Origin of the sequence: Helicobacter turcicus (assembly GCF_019711685.1) — a bacterium.
In the GTDB taxonomy this organism is placed as follows: domain Bacteria; phylum Campylobacterota; class Campylobacteria; order Campylobacterales; family Helicobacteraceae; genus Helicobacter_D; species Helicobacter_D turcicus.
Genome location: NZ_JAIGYQ010000001.1, coordinates 73,806 through 86,289, shown reverse-complemented (window position 1 = coordinate 86,289; position 12,484 = coordinate 73,806). Strand labels below are relative to the sequence as shown.

Genomic DNA, 12,484 nt, shown 5'->3' with positions numbered 1-12,484 from the left:
ATGACACTTGTAATATTTGAGCTTTTTACACTATTTTCTGTTGGATTTCTTGGAGCTTTAACGCCCGGACCTGATATTTTATTTACCCTTAGAAATACGCTAAATTATGGAATGAAAGCTGGTTTTTTAAGCTTATTTGGAATCTTTTGCGGTTGGATTGTATTTTTAAGCCTTATTTACTTTGGTTTTGCACATCTTATACAAGGTGTTCTTATACAAGGGATTTTAAGCGCAATAGGCGGAATTTACTTGTGTTACATCGCCTATTTACTCTTTAACTCAAAGCCTAACGTCGTTTTAAATTCTCCAAATTCTAATGCCATAATCTCTACTCCTTCTTTTTCAAATAAAGCCCTTTATAGTCTTATTCTAAAAGGATTCCTATTAAATCTCTCCAATCCCAAAGCTATTTTATTCTTTGGACTTATCATTACGCCTTTTATGAATTTTCATCTAGCCTTAAGCCTTTGTGTTTTGCTCTCTAGCTTAATAACTGCCTTTGTGTTAGTGATTTTTCTCGCAACTTTTTTTAGAAAATCCATTAACGATTCTTTATTTCATAAGATTGATAAAGTTTGTGGAATCGTATTTTTAGGCTTCGCATTTCTCTTATTCTTAGCGAGTTATCGTAATTTCTTAAGCTTATAACATTAAAGAAAATTACACATAAAATCTTGACAATAAGAGGCTTTTAGATTAAAATTTCGCAACTTCATTGCAAAATGATTTACTTGCCAAAACCACACAAGGGTGCAACACTGCTTTTGGATATAACATCTCAAATCCCCCAAAATTTCTATCGTGTTTAAGCTTTTGCAAGGAATATCTAAATTTCTCTTAAGGTAAAAAATGAGCGAACAAACCGCAAATAAAAAAGAATATAAAATGCGCACACACACACCTGTTGAAGGGCATACCATTGAAGAATTGCGCGCAAAATCCATCAATAAGCTTGCAGAAATTGCCATTTCACTAGGTATTGAAAATCCTCAAGAATTCTTGAGACAGGATTTGATTTTTGAAATCTTAAAGACACAAGTTAGCAAAGGTGGTTTTATCCTCTTTACAGGAATCTTAGAAATCACGAGTGAGGGATATGGATTCTTAAGAGCCATTGATGAAAATTTCTCCGGCTCACAAAATGACGCCTATGTAAGTAGCACACAAATCCGTCGCTTTGCTTTAAGAAATGGAGATATTGTAACAGGGCAAGTTAGAAGCCCAAAAGACCAAGAAAGGTATTATGCGCTTTTAAAGGTAGAAGCAATCAATTATCAATCTCCAGATGAGATGAAAAGTCGTCCGCTTTTTGATAATCTCACACCGCTCTTTCCTACAGAACAGATTAAACTAGAATACAATAGCTTTAAAATCACAGGAAGAATGCTAGACTTATTTGCTCCCATAGGAAAAGGACAACGCGCACTTATTGTTGCACCACCAAGAACAGGTAAAACAGAACTTATGAAAGAGTTAGCCTATGGAATCACTAAAAATCACCCCGAAATTAAGCTTATTGTTTTACTTGTTGATGAGCGTCCAGAAGAAGTTACAGATATGGAACGAAGCGTTAAAGGAGAAGTGTATAGCTCTACTTTTGATATGCCTGCAAACAACCACACACGTGTGGCTGAACTTGTTGCAGAAAAAGCAAAAAGAATGGTAGAAATGGGCAAAGATGTTGTGATTTTGCTAGATTCCATTACACGTCTTGCAAGAGCCTATAATACCACCACTCCAAGCAGTGGAAAAGTCTTAAGTGGTGGCGTAGATGCAAACGCCCTACACAAGCCAAAACGCTTTTTTGGGGCAGCTAGAAATATTGAGCAAGGCGGGAGCTTAACTATTATTGCAACTGCACTTATTGAAACAGGTTCAAGAATGGATGAAGTGATTTTTGAAGAGTTTAAAGGCACAGGTAATAGTGAAATCGTGCTTGCTAGAAATATTGCAGAACGTAGAATCTATCCTGCAATGGATATTCTAAAAAGTGGCACACGCAAAGAAGAAATACTCTTAGGACAGGATAAACTCCAAAAAGTTTGGGTTTTGCGCAATGCAATCCATCAAATGAATAATGAAATTGACGCACTAACTTTTCTTTACTCACAAATGCAAAAAAGTAAAGACAATGAAGAATTTTTAAATATGATGAATGATAGTGCAAAAGATTAAAATGATTCCAAAGAAAATCGGGGTTTTTGATAGCGGAGCTGGTGGAATTAGTGTTTTAAAAAATCTAATAGAATCCAAAAATTTTGAAGAAATTATTTATTATGGCGACACAGCACGTGTTCCTTATGGTATAAAAAGCAAAGAAATCATTAAACAATACTCTTTGGAAGCTTTAGATTTTTTTGCTCCTTTTAACCTTGATTTGCTCATTGTTGCTTGTAACACCGTAAGTGCGTATGGATTAAATGCAATGCAAGCAGTTGCTCCCTATCCCGTTATTGGTGTGATTGAGCCAGGAATCCTAGCCCTTCAAAATGCAATCCAAGATAAAAATGCAAGGATTCTAATCCTAGGCACAAAAGCCACAATTTGTAGCAATCTTTATAGCAAACTTCTCAATGCAAAAGGTTATTTAAACACTTTTGGGCTTGCCACAAGTCTTTTTGTGCCTATTGTAGAAGAAGGCATCTTTAGTGGTGCAATTTTAGATTCCACTATTGCACATTATTTCAAGCAATATCCAAGCACACCTGATGCCATTATCTTAGGTTGCACACATTTTCCACTTCTTGCAGATTCTATTGCAAACTTCTATCCTAACAATCCTCTACTTATCCACTCAGGAGAGGCAATTATGGAATATCTGCGGAATTTCTACACCTTACAAAACTTCAACACAAAACCTAAAATATCCTTTTGTGCAAGTGATTCCGTAGAGAATTTAGAAAAAATTGCAAACCTTTGGCTTATTTAGAAAGTAATCTTATACTGCACACCAGCTTTAGTGCTATCTTCGCTCTCTTTATTATTTTCACGTTCAATGTAAGTTTTAAAATTCCCAAAAAGAGAATACCCTACGCCATATTTCCAAGTGCGCTCATCCATTAAATCATCTTTTTGCACAAAACTTTGTTCAAAATACAGCTTTCTTAATGAAGTATGCTGAATTTTATGCTTAGCACCATAGCTACCACTCCACATTTGCGTAGTGGGATTATGGTTAAAACCCCCTAGCAACTCCAAAGTATTTATTCTATCCTTATGCACACTATACAGCAAATTCACATTACCTCCTACACCACTTTCCTCTCGTGTTGCTACACCATTTAGATGAACTTCAATATTAACCACATCATCTTTACCGTTATTTCTTAATGTTTCTTTAATATAATCACTAAGCAGTGTTGAAGCTTGGTTAAAACCAGTGCCTAAAATATAGGTATTAAGCACATTATCCCTTTTAAAATTAAAATCCCCGCCTTCTAGAGTCTGTTTCTTGACTTGAAAATCATTCACCACGACTTCATCATTTTTTAAAGAAGGTAATGGAATCCCAAAACGATCACCCAAAGGTTTAAATGCCTCAAAAGGATTCTTTCTTTTAATATCTAGTTTCAAATATTGCGCAATATCACTTTTGGGCTTAAAAGATTCCTCTGCACAGCACAAAGACAATAAAAAAATAAAAACAACTAACACCCTCATTTTGTGAGTTTATCAAAAATTTATAAATATTTAGAAAATATCAATATTGTAAAGTTTCCACTTTTTTTAAAAACTGCGCTAAAACTTCCGCTTTTGCCTCCACTTTTAAGCATACTCCATTACTTAAAAACTCTCTTTTTATAATTTGGATTCCAAATTTTTTCGCTAAATACTCCACCTGCGTAAAAAGCGTGAAGCTTACCATAATTTCTGCGCACTCTTTTGGAATATACAAGGCAAGTTTGTTAGAATTTCTCGCTTTTAGCACTACATCTTTTGCTGCTTGTGTGTAGGCACGTACAAGCCCACCTGTGCCTAGAAGTGTACCTCCAAAATAGCGGATTGTAAGCAATCCACACTCTATGAGTCCATACCCTCGCAAAACTTTAAGTGTTGGCATTCCAGAAGTTCCCTTTGGTTCGCCATCATCACTAAAACTTTCTTTAATTTGTCTCTTGTCATTAAAAGAGCGAGAAGCCATGACAAAATGCACTGCCTTTGGGTGTTTTTGACGCATTTTTAGATTCCAATTCTCTACTTCCACTTTTGGAATCGCATAAGAGATAAAAGTTGAACCCTTTACCTCAAAACTAGATTCCACAATCTCTAAAGGATAATACAAATCTTCCATTAATGATTACGTTTAAGCTCTCCATTTGCATAGGCTATAATTTTTTTATGTATAGAATCCAATCCTACAATATCATAAATTGCACCCTTTGCAATAGCCTGTTTTGGCATTCCAAAAACAACACAACTTGCTTCATCTTGCGCAATTGTATAAGCACCATTATCATAAAGCTCTTTAATCCCAATACTACCATCATCACCCATTCCTGTCATAATAATCGCTAAAGCCGCTTTACCAGCAACATTATTTAAACTTCTAAACATCACATCAACACTAGGACAATGGCGCGAAATTCGGATTCCATCTTGTGGTCTTGCATAATAATTATTACCCTGCCTATCTAAAAGCATATGCAAACCACCTGGGGCTAAATATACGCAGGAATCTCGTAGAGGCATTCTTTGTCGCACCTCAAAAACATCTAATTCAGAATTAATATTCAAACGATTTGCAAAAGAAGTAGAAAAGCCATCAGGAATATGTTGCGTGATGATAATTGGAGGCAGATTGCGCGGAAGTTGCCTTAAAATCTTAGCAATTGCATCTACACCTCCAGTGCTTGCACCAATAGCAATAATCCTCTTGCTCTCGCCCTTGTAAGGAGAAGATTTTAATAATTTGTCTGGATGATATTTTTCGCTAACACTTGTTATAAACACCCTACTCAGCCACCTTTACGAAAATATTTTGCCCAAGCCTATCCACTTTTGGAGCAAGCCCTAAAATACTCTCACTATGTCCTAAATACAATGTTCCTCTAAATTTTAAATACGAAAATAGTTTTTGTAAAATCTGTTCTTGATCTTCAACCTTAAAATAAATTAATACATTACGACAAAAAATAATGTCAAAGTCCCTTGTTCCAAAAGGGTAAGTGGGTGAGCAAAGATTATATTGCTTAAAGTTTAGAATCTTTTTAAGATTTTGCTTTGCACACACACTAACTTCATGCTCATTGAGTCTTGTAATATCAAAATAATCCTCTAATTCCATCCAAGTTGGCAAAGGATTTAAGCGGGTATCTACAACATAATTTCCAGTTCTAGCTACTTCAAGCACAGAAGTATTAATGTCAATTGCTTGAATGCTCACTTGTGTATTTGATTGGCAAATTTCTTTAGCAAACAATAAAGTCGCCGCAATAGAATAAGGCTCTTCACCCGTAGAACTTGCAGCGCAAAGCACTTTAAGAGGCTCACTATATTGTAAACGTTCAGGCAAAACCCTCTCAATCATATCTTTAAAATGAAATCCTTCTCTAAAAAAATCTGTTTTGTTTGTTGTAAAAGCATTAATGAAATCCTGTTTAAACTGCCCACGTTTAAGTGCTGTAAAAAAATCTGGATAATTTTGAATATCAAGTTCTCTTGAGAGTTTATTAAGGCGATTTCCAATCACAGAATCCTTGTTTTGTGGCATATACAATCCCGCAATTTTATAGATCAGTTCACGTGCTTGATTAATATCTTCTTGTTTAACAAGTGGTGGCATAATCCCCTCCCACCGAATCTTTCTTATAAGTTGCCTGCCAAATTTGTGATGTTAGTGGATCTTGCACCTGTCCGATTGCTTGATACTGCGCATAATAATCCTCTACAAATGCACGGATTTTGTAATCCCTTGGCTTATAATTACCTTTGGAATCTTTTTGTATGTAATCTGTTAAAAACTCCTTTGCATCAGATTTATTTAAATAAATAGTAATAAGTTTATTATAGATTTCTAAATACCTTTGCTCTAGGGTTTTTAACGTTGCATTATTAAGAGTAATCTCCAAAGCAACAGAATCAAAACTACCCTTATAGTGCAAAATTCCAGAATCAAAAAGCACTTGCAAATGGATAAGCCCCTCACAATAATAAGGCAACACTTCACCCTCCTCCATCCAAGCAATCAAGCCCACTGCACGAGAGATTGTATTAAAAACTAATTCTTTCAAGAGTGGTTTATTCTCTCTTGTCAAATAATACGCTAATCCGCCCATTGTCGCTTTAAACTCTTCAATGTTTTTAAACTGCCCACTTGCATTCATCTGCAACTCACTATCTAAATCCACCCATAAAATGTGCCCAAACTCATGCCCTATGGTGGAAATTTCATAGATTTTATACCAATCTCGCTTCCTAAAATATAACAATTCTCTATTAAAATCCAAAAATTCTTTTGGAAAAGTCTTAGACGATAAAAGCATAAAGGGTTTTGCCATAGATAACTCACGCACACGATCTGGAAAATAAAAAATCTTTTTGCCATATTGCGCGCTTACTTTCTCATCATTTGGCACAACCTGTGCGCTAAAGAGTCCATTTAATTCTGCTCCATAAAACAATAAAGGCATTCCGCCATAACTCTGTGTTTTTTTAAGTGCCTCTTGCACACAACTATCAATAGAATTTTTAAATTCTCCCTCCTTACATGTGGCACTATACTGCGTATAGAACTCCAACATTGACTCTTTTGAGAGTTTAAAATCCGTATTTGCACTAGGCTCTAATAAATCCACACCATTATAGATTCTAGCAATCCTTAAATCCCATTCTGGCGCAACTGCCTTCCTAAAATGGTCTTCATAGTATTCTAAAGGATGTCCAATTTGCAAAGGTGTAGAAATCTGCATCCAAGCCTTATCCACAAGACGCCAAGATTCCAATAAAAGAGTGGGATTTTTTTGCATTAGCGCACTTTGAAGTGCCTTTAAATACGCAATATGTGCATATTTTTGCTCTAAGGGCTCACAAACCTCACTAATCTCCTCTAATAAGTTCAAACTCTGCGTAAAAACACTATTAATCGCCTCAAACTCTTCTTTAAAAAACTCCGCATATGCAACAGCTTGAAATACACAATTCCTAAACACAGGCACAGAATAACTGCGCTCACTTAGCTCACCCTTAGAGCTAAAACCACCCTTGCTTGAAAAATCCTCGCTACAACGTTCCATGCTAGATTCTAGCACCTTTAAAATTGCATTATAATCTCCCTTAAAACGTACACTTAAATCTTTGTTAATCCCTAAAATCAGTTCCTTTTGCCACACAAAGAAAAAAGCATTAAAAGCAATTCCAATATTATGCACAGAATCTAAGAGTGTGCGTAAAAAAGGTGTTAAAAGCATATTAGTTTTAATAAATTCCAACAACTTAATGTGTCTTTGCATATAAAAATCACGAGTGATTTCTAAAAGCATTGTACGTATCTTCAAACTCTCTTGCTCACTAACATTTAATTTTTGCAAGATATTTAGCAATGCACCCTCTTTTAATCCAACTATACGTTCCACACAAGCAAAACGCGTTTCTGCATTATCTAAAATATTTTTAAAAATCGGTTTTAGAAGTTTGCTAACAGTTTTAGATTCCCTATTTTCATACAGCGCATTTGTAGCTTTATTTTGAGACTCTAAATATTTATAGAGAACAACAATATCATTTAAAATTTTCTCTTGTGTTATATTATTTTTGTGCATTTTTATGTGCTTTTATCATTTCATAGGCAGCATTGATTTCTTGAAGCTTCTGTGTGTGTTTTTCAATAATAGACTCATCTAAGCCTTTATGATGCAAAATATCAGGATGATACTCACGCACAAGATTCTTATATGCGCTCTTAATACTCTCCATAGAATCTTCTTCGCGCACACCCAAAATTGCATAAGATTCTTGTAAGCTTTTCTCTTGCGCCTTATTTGCATAAAACTTCTCATAAGCATCATAAAGAGCGTTAAAATCACTATTTTCAATCTCTAAATATGCCGCCACATCTAAGATGATTTCCCGCTCATTTGCTCCTAGCTCACCATCGGCATATGCAAGGGTTAGCATATACTCCACAAGCTTTAAGCGACTCTTATACTGCCCCTTAGTGCGCTCGGCATAGTGCGTTGTTAGCTCCTCTACACTTTGGGTGGTAGTATTAAAAATCTGGTGCAAAATCCCTAAAATCTCATCTTTTTGATACATTGCACTTTGCAATAGCAAAGCATTAGCAATATCAATAATCGTGTTTTCCATTAGTTCAGATTCTAGCTCACACACCTTGCCATCACTTTGTGCAAGTTTTGCCAACAAACCTACAATTAACCCATATTCACTATTTCTAATCTTCTCTTCACGGCTTAGTTCTTGAGGTTGAGGTTGATCTTTATAAGGATTTTGGTATTGATTAATCTCTTGTGCATCCTCTTGTGTATTAATTTGCGGACGCTTATGCGGATGGTTTAAATAATCTTTAAAATTAATAAATGCGATAGCTATAATAACAATTGTAACAAGTAACAAAATTTCCATATTTACCCTATTTGTTTAAAAAACCTCTAAACTTATTAAAGATTCCATTAGGAACTAAGAATCCCAATTCTTGCAGTTTAACTCTAATTGCTTCTAAAGCACTCTCACTAGCTTCTACTTCCACGCATTGTGTTGCAATGTCCACACGCAAACTTGGATATTCTGCTAAAAGCGCATCGTTAATCTTTTTCACACAGCCTTCACATTTAATATTTTGACATTGAATTTTTTGCATTTTGAATTCCTAAATTTAATCATTTTATAGTCGCAAGTGGTGGGCCCTATAGGACTTGAACCTATGACCAATCGGTTATGAGCCGAGTGCTCTAACCAGCTGAGCTAAGGGCCCTTTTTGAAAAAGAATTGTGATTATACACAAATCTATACTTAAAGGCAAGTAAGTTCTCAAGGATAGCAAAAAGAATGATAAAGGTGATAAAGCTGCTTCCACCATAGCTAAACAAAGGCAATGGAATCCCAACTACAGGAGCTAATCCAATAGTCATTGCAATATTCACTCCAGAATAAATAAATACAAGCAATCCAACACAATAAGACACGACCTTTAAAAAATAGTCTTTCTCATCAATGTTGCTCATTGAGAATATATGAAAAATAAGCACAGCATACAAAATAAATAGTCCAATCACACCCACAAATCCAAAACGTTCCGCAAAATAAGGAAAAATAAAATCACTTGTCGCAATAGGCAAAAACTTATACGCAGCTTGCGTTGCTTGTTCCTTATCCTTGCCATGCACTCCTCCAGAACCGATGGCTATAATAGATTGCCTCACTTGATAATCCGGCTCTTTTAGCACAAAATCCATAATGCGTCTTTTTTGGTAATCGTGCAAATTCGCATACAAAATGGGTGACAAAAGCATTACACCAGCAAGCATAGTTAGCCAAATTTTATAATTTACACCAATTAAAAATAACATTCCGCAACTCATTAACAATAACACTAAAGCAGTCCCCAAATCAGGCTGTTTTAGAACAAGAACAAAGGGCAATAATACAAAAAAAGAAAGTTTTAGAAAGTCTAAAAATTTATAACCATTTTTTTTGGGTGGATTTTTACTAATTAAATATGCCATCATTAAAATTAGCGCAGGTTTCATTGTTTCAGATGGTTGAAAAGTAAAATGCACAAAAGGAATCTCAAGCCACCTTTGCGCCCCTAAACGCGTATCTCCAAAGAATTCCACAGCTACAAGCAATAAAATATTCACCCAATAAAAGCCGATGATAAACCAAGACATTCTACGCAATGGGATTAAAAACACAACCACAAAAACTAGCAATCCCACAAAAACATAAATCAACACTTTATTTCCCAAAAATACATTATTTTCATCAATCAAATACCATGAAAGCAAAATAATGGGCATAATCAATAAAGGCAATGTAAAATCAAAATATGTTAAAATCCTGCGATTGAAGCCAAACAAAATAAACCTTGAAAAAATTAAAAATATCTTAAGAATTTTAACATAAAGAAACTTTACATGCAACAAAATTTTAAGCAAATGCATACAAAAATTTCAAATATTTTTACAATAGACAACAAAAATAAGGGAATTCGTGCAGATATTTTTCTATCTCACGCCCTAAATATCTCACGTTCTAAAGTGCAAAATCTAATCAATAAAAAAGCAGTTCTCCTAAACTCCTCACCACTAAATAAATATGGAGCTACATTAAATACCAACGACACTTTGATGCTAATTTCTCCGACAGAATCCAAAAAAGATTCCTCTCTTAAGAATCTTAATATCCCTATTTTATATGAGGATTCTGACATTTTAATCTTAAATAAACCTACAAATCTTATTGTACATAGGACACATGAGAAAGACTTGCAATTTACTCTTGTAGATTATTTAAGAAACAATGGATTTAAGCTTTCAAATCTCGGTGATTCCTATCGTCTAGGCATTGTGCATAGACTGGATAAAAACACTAGTGGTGCAATTGTTATTGCTAAAAACAACGTTGCACATGAAAATTTAAGCAAACAAATCAAAACGCGTCAAATGGGACGCTACTACCTTTGCATGATTGACAAACCTCTAAAAGCATCACAAATTGTAGAATTCCCAATAATGCGCCACCCAAAACACAGGCTTAAATACATCACTACAAATCCGAATAACACTACTGCAAAGAGGGCAAAAACTGTCTTTTTTGAGATTCCAAACCTTTATGATTCCACTTGTGATTCCACATTTTCAAGCATAAAAACAGAGATTCCAACCTTAATTGGTGCAAAGCTATTCACTGGACGCACGCATCAAATCCGTGTGCATTTAAACGCGATTAACCGCCATATTTTAGGAGATGCCTTTTATAATTATAAAGGTAGCTATACAGGAAGAATCCTACTTCATGCACATTTCTTACACTTATTTCACCCAAAAACACAAAAACCTTTAGAATTTTACGCACCAATTCCAACAGATATGCAAGATTTTTTACATACACATTTTAATGTATCAACCTACCAAAACACTGAAAATCCCAAGCTTATCACAATCCCTCTTGCTCAAATTTACCAACAACAATTTAGAACAATTTAATGCAAATTTTGTGCATTTTATGCTAGAATCAATGTCTAAACCCAAATTTTATTTTAACTTTAACTTATTAGGAGTCTAGATTATGCGCAATCTCCTTTTAAACGCTCTAGGCGGAATCTTAAGTCTGTTTTTTTTGCTATTTAGCGGTTGCAGTAGTGCAGTCTTTAATACAAATCCAACAATCAATAACAACATCACTCCACCTAGCGACATCCGTGTTTTAAGCGATGTAAATACCATTGCTTTTGAATGGAAGCTCGTGCAAGATCCAAATGTGATGGGATACTACATTTATCGCAAAGAAGCCAATGCACGGCAAGACTTTGAAAAAGTTGCCACTCTAAATTCTCGTTTCAACACACATTATGCAGATAAAAACCTAAAGGCTGGCACACAATACATCTACCATATCGCCACATTCGATAAGAACCATAATATCTCTTCCTACTCTCCAGCAGTAAGTGCTGCAACACTCTCTATTTCAGCGGTTACCTACATAGAAGCTATTAGTAATTATCCACGTAAAGTCAAAATTATTTGGAGTCCGCACCAAGATCCACGCGTCATAGGTTACATCGTGCAACGCAAGGACAAAAATGGAAAATGGAAAGAAGTGGGGAATGTAAAAAATCGTTTGCTTGTGGAATTTCTAGACACAAACTTAGAAGATGAAACAACTTACACCTATCAAGTCTTAGCATATAATGCAAAAAACTCTTTATCCTCTCCATCTTCCATAGTAAGTGCGACAACTAAGCCAAAGCCAACACCCATTACAAACTTCCACGCAACACTAGACCAGCCAAAACAAATAACGCTAAATTGGGATTTACACCCAAATCAAGAAGTGGTATCTTACAAGATTTTACGTTCTAGCTTTATCTCAAGTCTTTTTAGCACTATCGCTACAATCCCTAGTAATACGACTATCTACCAAGATTCTATCAAAAAAGATGGGGAGAGTTACCGATACAAAATCATCGCCACAGATAAAGACGGAATTGATAGTCTAGAGAGTGGTCCAATTACTGGAGCAACACTTGCAATTCCAAGCACTCCTAGCATTACTTACGCACGCATTGAAAATGGCTCTGTTGTGCTTAGATGGACACCAACTGATGTACGCGCGAAAGAATACATTGTGTATAAAAAAGATTCTCTATTTTTCGGAGAAACCTTGCGCTACAACAAAGTCCTAACCCCAGAATTTATTGATAGAGAAATTAAAGCGGGTGAGAAATATTACTACCGCGTTAGTGCCATTGATGAAAATGGCTTAGAATCTAAGCCTTCTGAAGAAGTTACACTATCATTGCCAAAATAAT

The 12,484-nt window shown here is 35.2% G+C and carries 13 protein-coding genes and 1 tRNA gene; 5 read left to right on the top strand and 9 right to left on the bottom strand.

All coding sequences use genetic code 11. The features are described 5' to 3' along the window. The 3 genes from K4G57_RS00355 to murI all read left to right on the top strand — a co-directional run bounded on the left by K4G57_RS00355 (position 1) and on the right by murI (position 2,929). Complete coding sequence (locus K4G57_RS00355; RefSeq protein ID WP_221531203.1) at positions 1-648, top strand: LysE family translocator; 648 nt, start codon at positions 1-3, stop codon at positions 646-648. A gap of 201 nt (positions 649-849) precedes the next feature. Beyond that, entirely contained in the window at positions 850-2,175 is a 1,326-nt protein-coding gene (gene rho, locus K4G57_RS00350) for a transcription termination factor Rho (protein ID WP_221531202.1), read from the top strand. Continuing rightward, positions 2,156-2,929, top strand: coding sequence for a glutamate racemase (gene murI, locus K4G57_RS00345; RefSeq protein WP_236033121.1), 774 nt, complete (start codon positions 2,156-2,158; stop codon positions 2,927-2,929). Before rho ends, murI begins: the two co-directional genes overlap by 20 nt. Here the strand turns inward: murI and K4G57_RS00340 are convergent. The 9 genes from K4G57_RS00340 to K4G57_RS00300 all read right to left on the bottom strand — a co-directional run bounded on the left by K4G57_RS00340 (position 2,926) and on the right by K4G57_RS00300 (position 10,031). Further along, positions 2,926-3,660, bottom strand: a complete 735-nt coding sequence (locus K4G57_RS00340; RefSeq protein WP_221561783.1) for a hypothetical protein — start codon at positions 3,658-3,660, stop codon at positions 2,926-2,928. The genes murI and K4G57_RS00340 overlap by 4 nt on opposite strands. Positions 3,661-3,700: 40 nt before the next feature. Then, entirely contained in the window at positions 3,701-4,291 is a 591-nt protein-coding gene (locus tag K4G57_RS00335; protein ID WP_221531200.1) for a YigZ family protein, read from the bottom strand. After that, the gene (locus K4G57_RS00330; RefSeq protein WP_346727918.1) at positions 4,291-4,950 is read right to left on the bottom strand and encodes a CheB methylesterase domain-containing protein; all 660 of its coding nucleotides are present in this window, start codon (positions 4,948-4,950) and stop codon (positions 4,291-4,293) included. Before K4G57_RS00330 ends, K4G57_RS00335 begins: the two co-directional genes overlap by 1 nt. Before the next feature lies 1 nt (position 4,951). Then, complete coding sequence (locus K4G57_RS00325; protein ID WP_221531199.1) at positions 4,952-5,782, bottom strand: CheR family methyltransferase; 831 nt, start codon at positions 5,780-5,782, stop codon at positions 4,952-4,954. Then, positions 5,766-7,757 (bottom strand): invasion protein CiaB, encoded by a 1,992-nt coding sequence (gene ciaB / locus K4G57_RS00320; RefSeq protein WP_221531198.1) that lies wholly within the window; start codon positions 7,755-7,757, stop codon positions 5,766-5,768. The genes K4G57_RS00325 and ciaB overlap by 17 nt, the downstream gene beginning before the upstream one ends. Then, positions 7,744-8,577 (bottom strand): TerB family tellurite resistance protein, encoded by an 834-nt coding sequence (locus K4G57_RS00315; protein WP_221531197.1) that lies wholly within the window; start codon positions 8,575-8,577, stop codon positions 7,744-7,746. Before K4G57_RS00315 ends, ciaB begins: the two co-directional genes overlap by 14 nt. Before the next feature lie 7 nt (positions 8,578-8,584). Then, a complete protein-coding gene (locus K4G57_RS00310) occupies positions 8,585-8,812 on the bottom strand; it encodes a heavy-metal-associated domain-containing protein (RefSeq protein ID WP_221531196.1) in 228 nt (75 codons plus the stop codon). 37 nt (positions 8,813-8,849) lie between these two features. Next, positions 8,850-8,926: transfer RNA gene (locus tag K4G57_RS00305), tRNA-Ile, on the bottom strand. Beyond that, a complete protein-coding gene (locus tag K4G57_RS00300) occupies positions 8,904-10,031 on the bottom strand; it encodes an FtsW/RodA/SpoVE family cell cycle protein (protein WP_221531195.1) in 1,128 nt (375 codons plus the stop codon). The genes K4G57_RS00305 and K4G57_RS00300 overlap by 23 nt, the downstream gene beginning before the upstream one ends. A 57-nt stretch (positions 10,032-10,088) precedes the next feature. Here K4G57_RS00300 and K4G57_RS00295 point away from each other — a divergent pair, with 57 nt between their 5' ends. After that, complete coding sequence (locus tag K4G57_RS00295; RefSeq protein ID WP_221531194.1) at positions 10,089-11,159, top strand: RluA family pseudouridine synthase; 1,071 nt, start codon at positions 10,089-10,091, stop codon at positions 11,157-11,159. Between the two features lie 82 nt (positions 11,160-11,241). Further along, positions 11,242-12,483 carry a fibronectin type III domain-containing protein gene (locus K4G57_RS00290; RefSeq protein ID WP_221531193.1) on the top strand — a complete coding sequence of 414 codons (1,242 nt, stop codon included), beginning with the start codon at positions 11,242-11,244 and terminating at the stop codon, positions 12,481-12,483. The last annotated feature ends 1 nt before the right edge of the window (position 12,484 follow it).